At 56.3% G+C, this 18756-nt stretch carries 17 protein-coding genes and 1 pseudogene; all 18 read right to left on the bottom strand.

Translation table 11 applies throughout. The features are described from left to right. Positions 1–13: 13 nt before the first annotated feature. A complete protein-coding gene (dapG, locus tag D3H35_RS11695; RefSeq protein WP_119149490.1) occupies positions 14–1231 on the bottom strand; it encodes an aspartate kinase in 1218 nt (405 codons plus the stop codon). A gap of 84 nt (positions 1232–1315) precedes the next feature. Next, a complete protein-coding gene (locus tag D3H35_RS11690; protein ID WP_119149488.1) occupies positions 1316–2356 on the bottom strand; it encodes an aspartate-semialdehyde dehydrogenase in 1041 nt (346 codons plus the stop codon). Between the two features lie 45 nt (positions 2357–2401). Beyond that, complete coding sequence (locus D3H35_RS11685; RefSeq protein WP_119149486.1) at positions 2402–2998, bottom strand: dipicolinate synthase subunit B; 597 nt, start codon at positions 2996–2998, stop codon at positions 2402–2404. Next, on the bottom strand, positions 2995–3894 hold the full coding sequence (dpsA, locus tag D3H35_RS11680) for a dipicolinate synthase subunit DpsA (RefSeq protein WP_119149721.1): 900 nt from the start codon (positions 3892–3894) through the stop codon (positions 2995–2997). Before dpsA ends, D3H35_RS11685 begins: the two co-directional genes overlap by 4 nt. Before the next feature lie 349 nt (positions 3895–4243). After that, positions 4244–4687 carry a dUTP diphosphatase gene (gene dut / locus D3H35_RS11675; RefSeq protein WP_119149720.1) on the bottom strand — a complete coding sequence of 148 codons (444 nt, stop codon included), beginning with the start codon at positions 4685–4687 and terminating at the stop codon, positions 4244–4246. Further along, on the bottom strand, positions 4650–5930 hold the full coding sequence (locus D3H35_RS11670) for a M16 family metallopeptidase (protein WP_119149484.1): 1281 nt from the start codon (positions 5928–5930) through the stop codon (positions 4650–4652). The genes dut and D3H35_RS11670 overlap by 38 nt, the downstream gene beginning before the upstream one ends. A gap of 75 nt (positions 5931–6005) precedes the next feature. Continuing rightward, positions 6006–6986 carry a polysaccharide deacetylase family protein gene (locus D3H35_RS11665; RefSeq protein ID WP_119149482.1) on the bottom strand — a complete coding sequence of 327 codons (981 nt, stop codon included), beginning with the start codon at positions 6984–6986 and terminating at the stop codon, positions 6006–6008. Between the two features lie 172 nt (positions 6987–7158). Next, positions 7159–9276, bottom strand: a complete 2118-nt coding sequence (pnp, locus tag D3H35_RS11660; protein ID WP_119149480.1) for a polyribonucleotide nucleotidyltransferase — start codon at positions 9274–9276, stop codon at positions 7159–7161. A gap of 176 nt (positions 9277–9452) precedes the next feature. Further along, complete coding sequence (rpsO, locus tag D3H35_RS11655; RefSeq protein WP_119149478.1) at positions 9453–9722, bottom strand: 30S ribosomal protein S15; 270 nt, start codon at positions 9720–9722, stop codon at positions 9453–9455. 160 nt (positions 9723–9882) lie between these two features. Continuing rightward, positions 9883–10878 carry a bifunctional riboflavin kinase/FAD synthetase gene (locus D3H35_RS11650; protein ID WP_119149476.1) on the bottom strand — a complete coding sequence of 332 codons (996 nt, stop codon included), beginning with the start codon at positions 10876–10878 and terminating at the stop codon, positions 9883–9885. 38 nt (positions 10879–10916) lie between these two features. Continuing rightward, positions 10917–11858 carry a tRNA pseudouridine(55) synthase TruB gene (gene truB, locus D3H35_RS11645; protein WP_119149474.1) on the bottom strand — a complete coding sequence of 314 codons (942 nt, stop codon included), beginning with the start codon at positions 11856–11858 and terminating at the stop codon, positions 10917–10919. Further along, positions 11855–12837, bottom strand: a pseudogene (locus tag D3H35_RS11640) (DHH family phosphoesterase). Before D3H35_RS11640 ends, truB begins: the two are co-directional and overlap by 4 nt. Positions 12838–12883: 46 nt before the next feature. Next, complete coding sequence (rbfA, locus tag D3H35_RS11635; protein WP_119149473.1) at positions 12884–13240, bottom strand: 30S ribosome-binding factor RbfA; 357 nt, start codon at positions 13238–13240, stop codon at positions 12884–12886. A gap of 35 nt (positions 13241–13275) precedes the next feature. After that, on the bottom strand, positions 13276–16437 hold the full coding sequence (gene infB / locus D3H35_RS11630; protein ID WP_119149470.1) for a translation initiation factor IF-2: 3162 nt from the start codon (positions 16435–16437) through the stop codon (positions 13276–13278). Beyond that, the gene (locus tag D3H35_RS11625; protein ID WP_119149468.1) at positions 16430–16762 is read right to left on the bottom strand and encodes a L7Ae/L30e/S12e/Gadd45 family ribosomal protein; all 333 of its coding nucleotides are present in this window, start codon (positions 16760–16762) and stop codon (positions 16430–16432) included. The genes infB and D3H35_RS11625 overlap by 8 nt, the downstream gene beginning before the upstream one ends. After that, positions 16746–17066, bottom strand: coding sequence for an RNase P modulator RnpM (gene rnpM, locus D3H35_RS11620; protein ID WP_119149466.1), 321 nt, complete (start codon positions 17064–17066; stop codon positions 16746–16748). The genes D3H35_RS11625 and rnpM overlap by 17 nt, the downstream gene beginning before the upstream one ends. Positions 17067–17120: 54 nt before the next feature. Continuing rightward, the gene (gene nusA / locus D3H35_RS11615) at positions 17121–18218 is read right to left on the bottom strand and encodes a transcription termination factor NusA (RefSeq protein ID WP_119149464.1); all 1098 of its coding nucleotides are present in this window, start codon (positions 18216–18218) and stop codon (positions 17121–17123) included. Positions 18219–18269: 51 nt separating this feature from the next. Then, entirely contained in the window at positions 18270–18731 is a 462-nt protein-coding gene (rimP, locus tag D3H35_RS11610; RefSeq protein ID WP_119149462.1) for a ribosome maturation factor RimP, read from the bottom strand. Positions 18732–18756 lie beyond the last annotated feature (25 nt).

Below are 18756 nucleotides of genomic sequence, written 5' to 3'. Positions count from 1 at the left end.
TCCTCCCTTTTCGTCAAGGTATCAAATGAAGTGCGAATTCGGTATGCAGCGCTTGGAGAGCGGCAGCCATCTGCGTCTCCGTAACGAGAATCGAAATCGTCGTGTTGGAATCCGCGGATTGCAGAATCGTGATCCCGTTCGTCGTCAGCGCCTCCACGATCTTGGCCATGACTCCGGGCTCTCCGTTCATTCCTCCGCCGATAACAGATACTTTGGCGCACCCTGTCGTAACCTTCGGCTCGAAACCCAAGTTCTTAAGTAAGGCTATGGCCTTATTCGAATCCGCTGCCGAAACCGTGTAATGAACGCTTGCCGGCATTACGCTTATGAAATCAACGCTAATACCGCTCCCCGCCATCGCCTTGAAGACGCTCAGTTGCAGGTCGAATGGCGCTTCGCCCGACACGGATAACTGCGTAACGCCGCACACATGGGCTAATCCGGTAACCGTACGGTCGGTCCAGCCCGAGCTTCCGCGCACAGCTTCCGCGTGCGTCACCAGCGTACCCTCTCCGTCGGAAAAGGTCGATCGCACTCGAACCGGCACACCGGCTTTCATCGCGATTTCCACCGCTCGCGGGTGAATGACCTTCGCTCCATTATAAGCCATATTGCAAATTTCGTCATAACTTACGATAGGAAGCGGCCGAGCATCGCCGACAAGCCTTGGATCTGCAGTCAGTATTCCGTCCACATCCGTATAAATATCGACGATTTTCGCCTGCAAGGCCGCACCGAGAGCCGTGGCCGAAGTGTCGCTGCCGCCTCGCCCCAAAGTCGTCGTTTCGCCATTTTCCGACATTCCCTGAAAACCAGTAACTACCGCCACGCGTCTTTCCTCCAAATGCTGGAGGAGCGTGTCGGTATGGATGCGGATAATTCGCGCCGATCCGAATCTCGAATCGGTGACGATGCCGGCTTGGCCTCCGGTTAACGCGACTGCCGGAATGCCCTGCGAATGGAGCAGGCTGCATAACGTAGCGGCCGAAATCAATTCTCCGCAGGAGAGCAGCATATCCCGTTCTCTTGGAGCAAGAGCGTTACCGTTGCTTCGGATCAAGTCCAGCAGCGTATCGGTTGCATACGGATCGCCTCGCCGTCCCATGGCGGATACGACAACGACGAGCCCATCGCCCGCTTCGTACTCCCTAATAATATGACGGAGGACGTGGCGCCGACTTTTCTCGTCGGACAGCGACGTCCCTCCGAATTTTTGCACCGTTACGACCATCTTCGCTTTCCCTCCGTTCCTCATGCTGCATTCGGAATGATCGGAGTACGGATCAAGAGAAGGTCTGTTTGTGCTTATGAACTATTATTTCCGAGTATTGGCGATATGCTCCGCAATCTGAACGGCATTCCATGCGGCGCCCTTCAGAAGATTGTCGGATACGATCCACAGGTTAAGCGCCCGCGGGTTCGACAGATCGCGGCGCACGCGTCCGACGAACACTTCGTTCTTGCCGGCCGCATCGGTAGCAAGCGGATATACTTGGTTGTCCGGATCGTCCTGAAGCTCGATGCCCGGCGCCTCCGCCAACAGCTTCTTCACTTCGGACAGATCGAAGTCTTGCTTCAATTCCACGTAGACGGATTCGGAATGACCGTAGACGACTGGAATCCGCACGCAAGTCGCCGTTACTTCGAGCGACTCGTCGTTCATGATCTTCTTCGTCTCGCGAATCATCTTCATCTCTTCCAGAGTAAAGCCGTTCTCCTGGAACTTATCGATTTGCGGAATCGCGTTGAACGCGATCTGATGCTTGACCGGAAGCGATCCGACCGGCAGAATGTCCGGATTCGGGTCGTTGCCTTCGAGCACCTCGCGGGATTGGCGGAGCATTTCGTTGATCGCTTTCGCTCCCGCTCCGGATACCGCTTGATAAGTGGAGACGATGATGCGGGAAATGCCAAATCGGTCGTAGAGCGGCTTAAGCGCCGCTACCATCTGAATCGTCGAGCAGTTCGGATTCGCAATAACGCCCTTATGCTCGTTCACTTTGTCGATATTCACTTCCGGAACGACAAGCGGCGTTCCCGGATCCATGCGGTACGCGTTCGTATTGTCGATGCACACGGTACCGTGCTCGATCGCATGCGGAATGAGCGCCTTGCTGACGTCGCCGCCCGCGCTGAACAGCGCGATATCCACGCCTGCGAAGCTTTCCGGCTTCGCTTCTTCAACCGTTATATCCTGGCCTTTGAAGGCAATCTTCGTGCCGGCGGAACGGGCCGAAGAAAGCAGCTTCAAGCTTTTGATCGGGAAGTCGCGTTCTGCGAGCAATTTGAGAATTTGTTCCCCAACGGCGCCGGTCGATCCCACGACCGCGACGTTAAACAACGTTTGTGTCGACATAATGAAATCCTTCTCCCCTCGAATGCGGCAAAAAATGAATATATCTCAAGCGTATTGGAAACGCTCGATAATCATAGGTTGAAGCTGAGTGCCTTGCAGGGCCGCTTCGCAAGCGTCGATGACAAGATCCATGCGGGCGACGAGCGAGTTAGGCTTCGCCTGCGGATTGTCCTGACCGAACGGAACGAAGTAGATGTTCTTCACAACGAGCAGCTTGGCGATATTGGCGGCGTTGAGCCCGAGTCCGTCGTTCGTAGATATGGCGAGGACGAGCGGTCTTCCGTTGCGCATCTGAGCTTTCGCGGCCATGAGCACCGGGCTGTCGGTTTGCGCGTTGGCAAGCTTGCTCGTCGTGTTGCCCGTGCAAGGAGCGATCGTCAGAACGTCGAGCTTCTTGGACGGACCAAGCGGCTCCGCGTCCACGATGGACGAAATGATCTCGTTGCCCGTCAGCTCGCGGAGCTGAGTCTGCCAATGCTCGGTCGAGCCGAAGCGGGTATCCGTCGTCATGACCGTATGCGAGGCGATCGGGACGACATTGGCGCCCGCATCGACGAAACGTTTGATTTGGGGCATAATTTCCGGCAACGTGCAGTGAGAGCCGGTTAACGCATACCCTACAGTGATCCCGTGCCAATTCATGGCGCATTCCCCCGTTGCCTTTTGTCCTCCAGAATGATCTGGGTCAGACTGTTCGCGATAATGCGACCTGCCGTCTTGGGAGCCACGATTCCGGGTAATCCGGGCGCTAGAAGCGCCTTAATTCCGCGCTTCTCGGCGAAGCGGAAATCGGTCCCGCCGGGCTTCGACGCAAGGTCGATAATGACGGCGCGCAGGGGAAGTTCAGCGATCACTTGTGCTGTGACTATCATAGTCGGAATCGTGTTAAAAAGCAAGTCGATATTCCCGGCGTGACGCGCCAAATCAGGGATGTAGAACGGTTCGAAGCCCATCTCGAACGCCCTTGCGAACGACTCCTCGCGGCGTACTCCCGCCTTCACTTTCGCACCCAATCCTTGCAGCGTTCGAGCCATCGTCAGACCGGTTCGGCCGAGTCCGAGAACGATGCATGAAGAGCTGTGAATCGTGATGTCCGTATTTTGGATCGCCATCATGAGGGCGCCTTCGGCCGTTGGAATCGAATTGTAAATCGCGACGTCGTCGCGCTCGAACAGTTCGACCAGCTTCAAATGATGCTTCTCGCACAGTTTACGCAAATAAGGCTTTGCCATTCCCGCGTACAGCGCGCACGTTTTTGGCATGACGCTTAAATGAGCTTCGGTCAGCTTCAGTTCTTGATCGGAGAAAACGGCTTGAATCGATCCGTCATCGTCGGTTCCGACCGCAGGCAATAAGAGAGCGTCCGCATCCCGGAGAATGTCGGGCGACCATTCCGCTTTGACGACACCGGAAAACGGCGTTTCCAGCGTGTCGAAACCGACCAAGGTAACCGCCGCATCAAGCTCGGTCAGCCTTCGTACCACTTCCAACTGCCGGGCGTCCCCGCCGGCCAGCACGACTTGCACACCCGTGAGCAAGATGGTGTCTCTCCCTTCGGAATTCGTCTTGCCTAGATCATTCGGCTTCCCACAGCACATACTATGCACCCGCCTACCGGGGGGTGCGCTCCTCCTACTCGTTCCAAAGCTCTCGCGCCAAAAAGAGGCTGATTCAAAAGCCAGTACCCGTTCATTTTGAAACAGTTCGTTGAAAAAAAGGGGGGTAGTTAGTCGTGCGACTCTCACCGGGACGATTCGGCGGCTTGGCGCGGAGTTAGGTAGTCGACAGCATATTTCTCTATCCGCCGCCGACGATGAACGAAGAAGAGGCTGCCCCGCAAGTCGCCGAAGCAAACTTGCGAGACAGCCTCCTCTATTCGTTATTTCATCATTTGCCCGTATGTCCGAATCCTCCGGCGCCGCGAACGGTGTCCGGCAGCTCGTCGACCTCGGAAATCGACACTTGCGGCACGCGCTGGAACACAACCTGAGCGATTCTCTCGCCCCGTTCGATCGTGAACGGCTCCTGCCCCAAGTTAACGAGCAGCACCTTCACTTCGCCGCGATAATCGGCGTCGATCGTTCCCGGCGAGTTCAAGCACGTTATGCCGTGCTTGTACGCCAGTCCGCTGCGAGGCCTGACTTGCGCTTCCAGCTCCCGGGGCATCGCCATCGCGAAGCCTGTCGGAATTAGCGCGCGCGCGCCCGGAGCGAGCACGAACGGCTCGGTGACGGCTGCTTGAACGTCAAAGCCTGCGGCCCATTCCGACATTTGGCGCGGCAGCGCTATATCTTCATTCCCCGGCAGCCGCTTCAACTGTATTGGATACAACGAACTCCCTCCCAATTCCCGACAATACCTTCTGCTGCGATCCTACAAGCGCAATGGCGCACGAGGAGCCCAGTATCGTTCTCATCATTCCGTTCACATCGTCCAGCGTGACGCGGTCGATTCTTTCGAGCATCTCGTCTAGCGTGTAATGGCGTCCGAGCATAAGCTCGTTCTTGCCAAGCCGATTCATGCGGCTGCTCGTGCTTTCGAGACTCAGAATAAGATTCCCCTTCAATTGCTCCTTGCCTCTGAACAATTCCGCTTCGCTTAGTCCCTTGGCGGAAATATCGTCGAGAAGCTCCATCGTCAATTCGTATACGTCCTTCGTCTGCTTAGGCGCCGTTCCGGCGTATACCGTGAACAATCCGCTGTCCGCATAGGAAGTGTGGTACGAATAGACGGAGTAAGCCAAGCCGCGTTTCTCGCGAATCTCCTGGAACAGCCGGGAGCTCATGCCGCCGCCTATCGTATTGTTGAGCAGCACCATCGCGTACAGGTTCGGTTCCTGGATCGAGCATCCCGGGAACGTTAGGCACAGATGGTTTTGCTCGGTTTTCTTCTGATGGAACAACGATCCCGAACGGAAGACTGGCGGCGTAAGCTCGACATCGGTTCCCCGTACGTCGAATTGCCCGAAATGCTGCTCCAACAGCTCCAGCACCTCTTCTCCGACGTTGCCGGCGATGCTGACGACCGTATTTTCGATCCGATACCGTTTCTTCATATATTCGCGCAAATCATCGGAGCCCATCTTGTTCAACCGTTCCGCCGTTCCCAGAATGGAGTAGGCCAGCGGATGATCGCCGTAAGCCGCCCTCGACGCAAGGTCGTGAACCGTATCGTCCGGCGTATCGTCGTACATCGAGATTTCTTCAAGAATGACGTTTTTCTCTTTCGCCAGCTCTGCGCTCGCCAGCTCGGATTCGAAAAACATGTCGGCCAGCACATCGACCGCGATCGGAAGATGCTGATCCAGCACTTTGGCATAGTAGCAAGTGTACTCTTTGGATGTAAATGCGTTGACATTGCCGCCGATACCGTCGAATTTGTCCGCAATATCCTTGGCAGTGTGACGTTTCGTCCCTTTGAACAGCATATGCTCAACAAAATGGGAGACGCCGTTGTCGTCCGGTGTTTCATTGCGGGAGCCGGTTTTCACCCAAATACCGAATGACACCGACCGGCAAGTCGGAATCGATTCGATCAATACGCGAAGGCCGTTCCGCAGCTGATACTTGTTCACCCGATTTCCCCCTAACGATGAATAGTACCACTATATCAAATTCCGACAAACCCCACAAATTCCTTGCAAAATGTTTCAAAATGTCCTTCTGGGAGAGAGAGCCTCCGACACCGTTCCCGGCGCGTACCCTTTTGCCCGGATCGCTTCGATCATCCCGGATAACGCCCCGTCGGACGCTTTCGTAGGATGCATGAGGATGAGATTGCCCGGCCCTACGCGCGCCGCGATTTTGGCAACAACGGCGGATGAAGGAGGATTTTTCCAATCGATCGTATCGATCGTCCACAGCACCGTCCGCAAGCCGAATTCCGAAGCCGCTCGCACCGTCCTTGCATCGTAGTCGCCGGAAGGAGGCGCGAACCATTTGTTCCCGGCTCCGAGCTCCTTCAGCAAAGCTTCTGTTTTGCCGATTTCTTCTTTCTGGCGCTGCAGCGACAGCTTGCTCATATCCGGGTGAGTATAGGCATGGTTGGACAGCTCGTGTCCTTTAGCCATCATTTCGGCTGCCAGCTCCTTATGCTTCGCCAGCCACGTTCCATCGAAGAAAAAAGTCGCCTTCACTTTTTCCTTGTCCAATGTCTTAAGCATTCGCGCCAAATATTCGTCTCCCCAAGCGACATTGATCATTAATCCGACAGCCGGTTTGGCCGGATTGCCGCGGTAAATCGGCATGTACGGCAAATCGTCCAGCCGCACCTTCGCCGTTAATTCCCGATAAACCCAAGGAAAATCGGCGCTGCCGGGCAAAACGCCAAGCGCTTTCGCCCTCGAATAGGTTGCATGGACGTCCACCTCGCGGCCGTTGTAGCCGGGTATCGCTTTCCATACCCGGTCGATAACCGCATCGGCAGGCTCGATCTTTCGCTTAGCCGCTTCGGCTTCGATCCACTCTTTCAGGCCGACGCCCTTTAACTCTTCCGACACGGCGGCCGTCTCGGACGAACGGAGCTTGACCGCCTCTACAAAGGGAGCGAGCGGCCCGTACGTTCCGGCCATCCACACTGCCCACAAAGCTATTAGCATCGCCGCGATTCGAGCAGGCGACTTTCGAATCATCCGCCGTATTCACCCGCTTTCCGGCAATCGTCCGCCTCGCACTCTGCATCATCCTATGCGTAATGGCGTCCGTTTATGTACAAGTCCTTCGGGCAGCCTTTTGCGGGCAAAACAAAAAGAGACTTGCACGATCGAGTCTCTTTTGTAATCGGGATATTCGGTTCGGTTTATTTTATTGCGCCGGTTGAGCCGGAACCTGCTCGGAATCCTTCTTCAGAAGCGCTTTGCGGGAAAGGTTGATCCGTCCCATGTTGTCGATCTCGGTTACTTTAACCTCGATGACGTCGCCGATATTGAGAACGTCTTCGACCTTGGCAATTCTCTCGTGCGCGACGTGAGAAATGTGAACCAGACCGTCCTTGTTCGGCAAAATTTCGACGAAGCAGCCGAATTTCTCGATGCGCTTGACTGTGCCGGTGTAAACCTCGCCGACGACGACTTCCTTCACGATGCCTTCGATAATCGCCTTCGCGCGTTGGTTCGCCGCTTCGTCCGTCGAAGCGATATAGACCGAGCCGTCTTGCTCGATGTCGATTTTGACGCCGGTTTCCTCGATGATTTTGTTGATGATTTTACCGCCGGAGCCGATGACGTCGCGGATTTTGTCCGGATTGATCTTCATCGTAATGATCTTCGGCGCGTAAGGGCTGAGCGACTTGCGCGGCTCTTGCATCGTTTCGAGCATTTTGCCCAAGATGTGCAAGCGGCCTTCTCTAGCCTGCTCCAGCGATTCCGCCAAAATAGCGCGGTCGATTCCGTCGATCTTGATGTCCATCTGAATCGCGGTTACGCCTGCGGCCGTTCCCGCCACTTTGAAGTCCATATCGCCGAGATGATCTTCCATCCCTTGAATGTCCGTCAAAATCGACACATGCTCTCCATCCTTGATAAGTCCCATCGCTACGCCCGCTACCGGCGCTTTGATAGGAACGCCCGCGTCCATCATCGCCAGTACGCTGGCGCAAATGCTCGCTTGGGAAGTCGAGCCGTTCGATTCCAATACCTCGGATACGAGACGGATTGCGTACGGGAACTCTTCTTCCGATGGGATAACCTTCAGAAGCGCGCGTTCGCCCAATGCCCCGTGACCGATTTCGCGGCGGCCCGGAGCGCGGAGCGGACGGGCTTCGCCGACGGAGAACGGCGGGAAGTTGTAATGGTGCATGAAACGCTTCGATTCCTCGAGGCCGATGCCGTCGAGAATTTGCACGTCGCCGAGCGCTCCGAGCGTACAAATGCTGAGCGCCTGGGTTTGTCCGCGAGTGAACAAGCCGGAGCCGTGCGTGCGAGGCAGCAGGCTGACTTCGCTCGAAATCGGACGGATTTCGCTGAGGCCCCGTCCATCCGGACGCACTTTGTCGTGCGTGATCAGGCGGCGCACTTCGTTTTTGACGATGTCGTACAATACTTCCTTGACGTCCTTGAGCTTCTCGGGCGTCTCTGCGTAGAAATCCGAGAAATGCTGAACCGCTTCGTCGTTGATGGCGTCGATCGCCTCTTGACGGGCATGCTTCTCCTGGATGCGAACAGCTTCGACGAGGCGGCTCTTGGCGTACGCGTTAACGTCGGCTTCGACCGAAGCGTCGACCGCGTGCAGCTTAACTTCCATCTTCGGCGTGCCGGCAACCGCTACGAGGCTGTCGATCGTATCAACGATCTTCTTGATCTCATCGTGACCGAACATGATCGCTTCGAGCATGTCGGCTTCCGGCACTTCGTTCGCTTCGGCCTCGACCATCATGATCGCGTCGCGGGTACCCGCCACTACGACGTACAGATCGCTCTTCTCTTCCTGCTCGACCGTCGGGTTAACGATGAATTGGCCATCGATGCGTCCGACGATGACTCCGCCGATCGGTCCGTTGAACGGGACGTTCGAGATCGACAGCGCCGCCGACGTTCCGATCATGGCCGCGATTTGCGGCGAGCAATCCTGATCCACGCTCATTACGATGTTAACGATTTGAACGTCGTTCCGGAACCCTTCCGGGAATAGAGGACGAATCGGACGGTCCGTCAGACGACTGGACAAAATCGCCTTTTCGCTTGGACGTCCTTCCCGCTTGATGAAGCCTCCGGGAATTTTGCCGACTGCGTACATTTTCTCTTCATAGTTCACCGTAAGCGGGAAGAAATCGAGATCCTTCGGTCCCGGGGAAGCCGTAACGGTACACAACACGACCGTCTCGCCGTAACGAACGACGACCGCTCCATTCGCTTGCTTAGCCAGCTTGCCCGTTTCAAGCGCGAACGGACGACCGCCAAGCAACATATCCACGCGATGTTCCACTGTCATTCCCTCCTATTCTTCTGTCATATGTACATTCGACACGCTTTCCATTATTTCCTTCCTTCGTACGCCTTAGGCATTCAAAGGCCATATCCGCCCAACATGGGAAAAAAGCAACCCGGTACCGGAAGGATCGCAATCCTTCAGGCGGCCAGGTTGCTTTCGCGTGACCAAAATTAGCGGCGCAAGCCGAGTTTTTCGATCAGGGCGCTGTAACGTCTAACGTCTTTGTTTTTCAAATACGCGAGCAGCTTCCGACGTTGACCAACCATCTTCAGCAGACCACGACGGGAGTGGTGGTCCTTCTTGTGCGACTTAAAGTGAGTCGTCAAGTTGTTGATGTTTTCCGTCAGGATAGCGACTTGGACTTCCGGGGAACCCGTGTCCGAAGCGTGCGTTTTGTGCGTTTCGATCAGTTCTTGCTTACGCTCTTGAGTCAATGCCATCCTATTCACCTCCTTCAAACGATTGGAAAATTCCATTAGCCTCGCAGCCGACGGTGAGATCGAGCAGCCAAGCCAAGGTTAAAGTGCGCTGTTTCGTTCCGCGCAACCTCGTTATTATAACATACGGGACATCGCCGTTACAATCTGTGTTTCTTAAAAATTAAGAATCGTTCGCTGTCATCTTCGACAGAAGCTGCTTCGCTTGTTCCGCATCCGTCCGAATTTGCGCGACGAGAGCTTCGATCCCGTCAAACTTCATCTCCGGACGCAAAAACGTATGAACGGACAAAGCCAGCTCCCGTCCGTACAAATCGCCTTCGAAATCGAACAAATGCGCTTCGAGCTTCACTTCTCCGCCCGGAGCGTCGAAAGTAGGCCGTATGCCGACGTTAAGCACCGCATGATGACTGCTTTCAATTCGACCGGAAGCGGAAAAAATATCTACCGATACGGCATATACCCCGTTGCGCGGAATGACGTACGGCTGAAACGCCTTAACGTTGGCGGTCGGGAAGCCGAGCTGCCGTCCGCGCTTATCGCCGTGGATAACTTCGCCTCGAATGACGTACGGACGTCCGAGCAGTTGGCTCGCGACTGATGCATCGCCTTCGGCAAGGCGCTCGCGAATACGGGTGCTGCTGACCTTGCAGCCATCCAGAAACACAGCTTCGACGACTTGAACGGAGATCGCCCCGCCGCTGAATGCGCTAAGCGATTCGGCCTTCCCTTCCCCGCGATGGCCGAAGCCGAAATCGAACCCGACGACGGCTGTGCGGACCCCGAGAGGCAGCAGAAGCTCCCTTACGAACCGTTCCGCCGATATTTCCGCGAAATCGCGGTCGAACCGGATGACGTACGCAGCCTTGACGCCCAGCTCGGCAAGCAAAGAAAGCTTGTCGTCCAATGGAGTCAGTACGGTGCCAAACTGCGGGTCTTGTCCGAGGACCGCCCGCGGATGCGGATCGAAGGTCATGACCGCAGGAGACAAGCCGCGCTCCTCGGCGATGGAAACGGCTTGCCGAATGACTTCGGCATGGCCGATATGGACGCCGTCAAAAAAACCGATAGCCAAGCAGAGGCCGTCGTCTGTCGCCGGCAACGTTGCAGAGCCTTCGATCCGACCGATACTTGCAGCTGTTAATTCATATCGTTCCACCTGATGCCCTCCCGCACCTTCGGCGCGTCAATCGTCTTCTACTCCCCGTCCTGGGGATGGAACACTTTAACCGGGCGCAGCGCGCCGGTTTCGCGGTTATAATCGAACAATCCGATAAATGTGCCGTCCGAGCGGTATACCCGCCATATCCCTTCGGAATCAGGAACCGGGCGCAGCCGAATCGCCTGCAGCGCCTTTCCTTGAAGAGCGTATTCCGATTCCGGAGATGCGGCCGTCGTATGAGGCAAATGGACGAGAAGCCGATCCGCGCGCAGCAGCCTGTTCTCCAACGTTCCAAGCTCCATCAAATCCGCAATTTGCTCCAGCGTCACGCAATCGCTCTCGCGAAGGCTGGCGCTTTCGGTGCGTACAAGCTCCGCCATAACGGCGGGAACGCCGAGGCTGGCTCCGATATCTACGCAAAGCGTTCGGATATACGTCCCTTTGGAACAACGAACGGAGAAGCGGATTTCGGGATGCGCAACCCCTGCGGTTACTTCAAGCACTTCCAAATCGTGAATCGTGACGGGACGCGCTTTCCGTTCCACCGTTACGCCCTGCCTGGCAAGCTCGTACAGCCGCTTGCCGTCCACCTTGACCGCCGACACCATCGGAGGAACCTGCTCGATGTCTCCGATAAACGAAAGAACGGCGCTTCGCATTTGCACTTCCGTCAAATGCGAAGCATCCCGTTCCTCCATCACGATGCCGCTTAAATCTTCCGTATCCGTCGATAGCCCGAAACGAAGTCGAGCCTCATAGGTCTTCGGCATTTCTTGCAAATACTCGACGAACCGGGTCGCCCTGCCGATGCATAGCGGCAGCACTCCGGTTACCGCCGGATCCAGCGTTCCGGTATGGCCGATCCGGCGAATGCCGGTCAAGCCCCGCACCTTCGCTACGATATCGTGAGAGGTCCAGCCTTTCGGCTTCAATACGCCGAGAACGCCATCGCTATTGGCAGGCAGTCTCTTCCTCATCCGGCATCCAACGCTTTCCGAACGGCTTCAACGACTTGTTCGATAACGGCCGGCAACGGTTCCGTCAGCCTGCAGCCTGCAGCGCGAACGTGCCCCCGCCTCCGAACTGCTGAGCGAGCGCCGCCACGTTCACGGTTCCGGCGGAACGAAGACTGACTTTCACCGATTTCGTGCCGTTTTCCTTGAACAAAATGCCGACTTCTACCCCTTCGATGTTTCGCGGATAGTTGACGAGCCCTTCCAGATCTTCATTGGAAGCGCCAGTCTCCTCCAAGTCCTCATTCGTGACCCACAGCCAACCGATCCGCTTGTCCTCCGAAAAAGAGAGTCGGGCTAAGCCCCTCTGAATCATGAGCATCTGTCCGAGCGACATGCGCTCCAACAAATTCTCGGCCAGCTCTTGCCCTTTGGCACCCGCTTCGAGCAGCCTTGATGCAATCGCCATTACAAAAGGACTCGTATTGGAATATCGAAATCCTCCCGTGTCCGTCAAAATGCCGGTATAAATAGCATTTGCGACGTCTTCGTCGAGAGAGATTCCGAAATGACCGATGAGCTCGTACAAAATTTCCGCAGTCGCGGCAGCATCGAACTTAAGAAGATTAACGAGACCAAAGCCGTCATTCGTAGGATGATGATCGATGTTAAGCAGCTCCGCGTCGTCCGCGAACCATGCTGTCGTCTTGCCGACGCGCGAATAATCGGCGCAGTCGACGCAGATAACGTTGCGGTACTTGGTCTCGGGCTCGACGCCTTCCGCTAGGGTGACGATATCCGAACTCCGCCACAAAAAATGAAGGCGGGACGGGACCGGACCTTCATTGATCATGACGAATGATTTGCCAAGCTTGTCGAGCAGCCAACCGACGGCGACTGTCGAGCTAATAGCGTCGCCGTCGGGCTGCACGTGGGAAACGACTAGAAAATCGTCGCGTTCTCGAATATACGAGACCGTATCTTGCAGCGATTGATTCCACATCGCTTATTCATCCTCCCCCGGATATAAGAGCTATTCCGGGAGACAATCAATGTTCCCGCGATTCTTTGTTAATTTGCGCCAGCAGAGCTTCGATATGGCTGCCATATTCGATAGAGCTGTCGAAGCGGAATTCCATGACCGGCGTATGCCGGAGCCGGACGCGTCGTCCGAGCTCCGACCGCAGGAAGCCGTTCGCGCGGCCGATTGCTTTGAGCGTTTCTTCCTTCTGTTCGTCGTTGCCGAGAATGCTGAGATAGACGCGGGCAAGCGACAAATCGTTCGTTACATCCACTCCGGTGACGGTAATAAATCCGATACGCGGATCTTTCAGCTCGGTTTGGATAATGCTGCTTATTTCTTTTTTGATCTGTTCCCCGACCCGTCCCACGCGGAATTTAGCCATGCCGAATCACCTCGTATGATCGATGCGGACATCTCTTAGCGCTCAACGGACTCCATGATGAACGCTTCGATAACGTCTCCTTGCTGCAGATCGTTGAATTTGTCCAACGTAATACCGCATTCGTAGCCTTCGGATACTTCTTTGGCATCGTCCTTAAACCGCTTGAGCGAGTCGATTTTGCCCGTGTAGACGATGGAGCCGCCGCGAATCAGACGCATTTCCGCATTGCGGACAATTTTGCCGTCCGTAACCATACAGCCTGCGATCGTCCCGACCTTGCTCACTTTGAACGTCTCGCGAACTTCCGCGTGACCGATGACCTTCTCCTTGAATACCGGATCCAGCATCCCTTTCATCGCGTGCTCGATTTCCTCGATCACTTTGTAGATGATTTGGTGCAGGCGCACGTCGACTTTTTCTTGCTCTGCGGCTTGCGCAGCGCGCGATTCGGCGACGACGTTGAAGCCGATAACGATAGCGGCCGATGCGGAAGCGAGCAAAATATCGGACTCCGTAATCGCGCCTACGCCGCTGTGAATCGTTCTTACGCGAACGCCTTCGATATCGATTTTCTCGAGCGATCCTTTGAGCGCCTCCAAAGAACCTTGAACGTCGGCCTTAAGGATAACGTTGAGATCTTTGATTTCGCCTTCTTTGATTTTGCTGAAGAGATCGTCGAGGGTAACTTTGGAATTCGCTTTAATGTTATCTTGACGCGTCTTGATAGAGCGTTTGTCGGCGATTTCGCGCGCTTTGCGCTCGTCTTCGAACACCATGAACGGATCGCCTGCTTGCGGAACTTCCGTCAAGCCGGTAATTTCGACCGGTGTGGAAGGACCCGCTTCCTTGATCCGGCGTCCGCGATCGTTCGTCATCGCGCGTACGCGGCCGAAGCAATCGCCGGCGACGAATGCGTCTCCGACTTTGAGCGTTCCGTTCTGAACGAGAATACGGGCAACCGGCCCTTTTCCTTTGTCCAGCTCGGCTTCCATGACAGTACCGCGGGCGCGCTTGTCGACGACTGCTTTGTAGTCGTTCATTTCGGCTACGAGCAACACCATCTCAAGCAGCTCGTCAAGGTTCAAGCGCTGCTTCGCGGAGACGTTGACGAAAATCGTGTCGCCGCCCCACGCCTCTTGCACCAGACCGTATTCGGTCAGCTCTTGCATCACTTTATCCGGATTCGCGTCCGGCTTGTCGATTTTGTTAACGGCCACGATAATCGGCACGTTAGCCGCTTTGGCGTGGTTGATCGCTTCGACCGTCTGAGGCATAACGCCGTCGTCGGCCGCTACGACGAGAATCGTAATATCAGTCACCTGAGCTCCGCGGGCACGCATCGTTGTGAACGCTTCGTGGCCCGGCGTATCCAGGAACGTAATTTTCTTTTCGTTGATTTCGACTTGGTACGCGCCGATATGCTGCGTAATGCCGCCGGCTTCGCCCGCTGCGACCTTCGTCTCGCGAATCGCGTCAAGCAGCGTCGTTTTACCGTGATCGACGTGTCCCATGATCGTTACGACCGGCGGACGCCATTCGAGCGCATCCGGATCGTCGTTCTCTTCGGTCGTTTCGAAATTCGTGTCTTCAACGACGATTTTCACTTCGACTTCAACGCCGTATTCGCCTACGACGAGAAGAACGGTATCGAGATCCAGCTCTTGGTTGATAGTAACCATCGTTCCCATCATGAGGAGCTTTTTGATGACCTCCGATGCGTCCTTATGAAGCAGCTTCGCCAATTCGCCGACGGTCATCGGTCCGCGGACGATAACTTTCTTCGGCGTATTGTCGATTTTCTCGCGCGGCGGCAGATTGCTCCGGCCTCTGGCGTTTTTGCCGCCTTTGCCTTTGCCCCGCGGACCGCCTGGACGGCCTTCCTCGAACCGTTTGCCGAAATCGTTCTGATTCCGTTTGCCGCCATCGCGGTTAAAGCCGTTGTCCCGACGATTTTCGCCCGGACGGCCGCCGCGTTGGCCTGCCGCCGCGGATGCCGGTGCCGGTCCGCCGCGCGAAGCTCCGAACCCGCCGCCTTGACTGCCTTGGCCTTGCGGACGTCCGCCTCCGAACCCGCCGCCTTGACCGCCCTGACCTTGCGGACGATTGCCGCCGAAGCTGCCTTGGCCTTGCGGACGACTGCCTCCGAACCCGCCGCCTTGACCGCCTTGGCCTTGCGGGCGATTGCCTTGGTACCCGCCTTGGCCTTGCGGACGACTGCCTTGGTATCCGCCGCCTTGACCGCCTTGGCCTTGCGGACGGTTGCCTTGATATCCGCCGCCTTGACCGCCTTGGCCTTGCGGACGGTTGCCTTGATACCCGCCGCCTTGACCGCCTTGGCCTTGCGGACGGTTGCCTTGGTACCCGCCGCCTTGACCGCCTTGGCCTTGCGGACGGTTGCCTTGATACCCGCCGCCTTGACCGCCTTGGCCTTGCGGACGGTTACCTTGATACCCGCCGCCTTGACCGCCTTGGCCTTGCGGACGGTTGCCCTGGTACCCGCCGCCTTGACCTTGCGGACGGTTGCCGTCGCGATTGCCTTGGTAGCCGCCTTGACCTTGCGGACGGTTGCCGTCACGGTTGCCCTGGTACCCGCCTTGACCTTGCGGACGGTTACCGTCGCGGTTACCTTGGTACCCGCCGCCTTGACCTTGCGGACGGTTGCCGTCGCGGTTGCCTTGGTAGCCGCCGCCTTGACCGTTCGATGGGGAGCTTTGCGGTTGTCCCGAAGGCTCGGAGCCCGCGGATGGAGCCGCTGTAGCGGCGGATGCCGCGGGAGCCGATGGCGCCGAAGCCGATGCGCTGGCCGCAGGAGCCGAAGCCGCTGCCGGCTGCGAAGAAACCTGCGCCGGACGCGGAGCCGGTTGGCTCGCTTGCGCGGGAGGAGTAGACGCTACGCTCGCGTTCGCGCGCGTCTCTTCCGGTCTGCGGGCGCTTTGCCCTTGGCTCGCGCCTTGAGCGGGCGCTCCGCCCGGTTTATTGTTTTGCGCCATTTTTGCGGCGGCATTAGCCTTCACGTCGCGGAAAAACTTCTCGACCGCGCCGACCATGCCGTCTTCCATGACGCTCATATGATTGTTGACGGGCATGTTCTGTCGCTTCAAAATCGTGATGACTTCCTTGCTGCTCATGTTGAGCTGTTTGGCATATTCGTAAACGCGAAGCTTATCCTTGTTGTCATTCGTTTCTTGCTTACTCAATATTCTCCACCTCCGAATGTTGACCCCAGCCGTTAGCTATGAGATCGGCAAACCCTTGCTCCGTAACGGCGAACATAACCCGTTCCGGCTTGCCGACCGCAGCACCCAGCTCAAAGCGGGTAAAACCGATCAACAACGGGACGCCGAAGCTTTTGCACTTGTCCGCCAGTTTCTTACCCGTGTTCCCAGAAGCGTCGGCCGCGAGCAGAACAAGCTTAGCTTCGCCAGCGCGAACCGCTTTCAACACGGTTTCTTCCCCGGTGACCAATTTCCCGGCCCTCATCGCAAGTCCCAGCCGGGACAAAACCTTATTCCCCGTCGTCATCGTCGTCCTGAAGCTCCTTGCTCGCCTGAAACTCGTCTTCCGCCCGAATGAAGTCCTCTTCAAGGCGGTCATATATGTCGGCCGACACGGGCACCTTCAAAGCCCGCTCGAACGCTTTCGATTTTTTGGCCAGCTTGAAGCAGCTGACTTTACCGCATAGATAAGCGCCCCGGCCCGGTTTTTTGCCCGATAGATCGATCGTGATTTCGCCTTGAGGCGAACGGACGATGCGGATCAATTCTTTCTTGGGCATCATTTCCTGACAGGCGACGCATTTGCGCTGAGGTATTTTTCGCGGTCTCAAGGTTCTCCCCCTCTCGTCCAACGCGCTTCGTCCGAAGCCGTCGTTCATGCGCGATCAATCGATCGATACGCTGTCCTGATGCATTGTCTCTCCGGCCGTTTTCGGACGGCCGTACTCTTGCTCGGCTTGAGTCTCGCTCTTGATGTCGATTTTCCAGCCCGTCAGCTTGGCGGCAAGACGCGCGTTCTGACCTTTGATGCCGATCGCAAGAGACAGCTGGTAATCCGGAACGATGACGCGGGCCATCTTCTCGGCCTCGAACACGATGACTTCGAGCACCTTGGAAGGGCTCAAAGCGTTCGCAACGTATTCCTCGACCAGTTCGGACCAACGCACGATGTCGATTTTTTCGCCTTTAAGCTCGCCGACGACCGTCTGAACGCGTATCCCTTTCGGCCCTACGCAAGAACCGACAGGATCGACCTCTTCGTTGCGGGAGTACACCGCAATCTTGGAACGGAATCCGGCCTCGCGGGCGACGCTGCGGATTTCGACCGTGCCGTCGAATATTTCGGGCACTTCAAGCTCGAACAATCGTTTCAGAAGACCGGGGTGAGTCCGGGACAAAATAATTTGAGGCCCCTTGCTCGTGTTTTCGACCTTCGTAATATAAGATTTGACGCGATCTCCCTGCTTAAACTTATCAGTCGGCATAAGCTCGGTCAGCGGAAGCGCCGCTTCCACCTTGCCGAGATCGATGTACAGATTGCGCAAATCCATCCGTTGAACGATTCCCGTTACGATGTCCTGCTCTTTGTCCACATAAGCGTGGTAAATAAGGCCGCGTTCCGCTTCGCGGATTCGTTGGGTAACGACCTGCTTCGCCGTCTGGGCGGCGATGCGGCCGAAGTCCCTCGGCGTTACTTCGATTTCGGCGATATCCTCGATTTGATAATGAGGATTGATGCTGCGCGCGGCTTCCAGCGTAATTTCCATGCGCGGATCGAGCGCATCCTCCACGATCGTCTTGCGGGCGTACACTTTGATTTGGCCGGTTGTGCGGTTAATATCGACGCGTACGTTCTGTGCCGTGTTGAAATTGCGCTTGTAGCTGGAGATGAGTGCCGCTTCGATGGCTTCGAGCAGGACGTCCTTGCCGATGCCCTTCTCGCGCTCGATTTCGGACAGCGCTTCGATAAACTCCATGCTCATGACGGAATGACTCCTCCTCTTGAATAAGTGACGCAAAGACGTCACTGCATATTAGAAAACAATGGCCAGGCGCGCCGAGGCCACTTTATCGTAAGGGATGGCATGCTTGCGGCGTCCAATGACGACTGTCATCGTCGTCCCGTCGAAAGCGTCCAGCCTTCCTTCGAATTCCTTGGCGCCGTCGATCGGTTCGTACGTCGTGACGAACACATGCTTGCCGACCGAGCTTGCGACGTCTGCGGGTTTCTTCAAAGGACGCTCCGCGCCAGGCGAACTGACCTCGAGAAAATACGCTTCTTCGATCGGGTCGAGCTCATCCAGCTTTGCGCTAATGAATTCGGAAATACGGCCGCAATCGTCGATCTCGATGCCGCCCTCCTTGTCCACATATACGCGCAAAAACCAGTTGCTTCCTTCCTTCACGTACTCGACGTCCACCAGTTGAAACCCGTTATCCGTTAGGAAAGGCGTTGCAAATTCCTCGACAACGGATTTGATTTTCGGTGCACTCACACTCAACTGACAATGACCTCCCGAT

Source organism: Cohnella faecalis, from assembly GCF_003570905.1.
Classification (GTDB): domain Bacteria; phylum Bacillota; class Bacilli; order Paenibacillales; family Paenibacillaceae; genus Cohnella; species Cohnella faecalis.
This window is presented reverse-complemented; position numbering and strand designations above follow the sequence as displayed.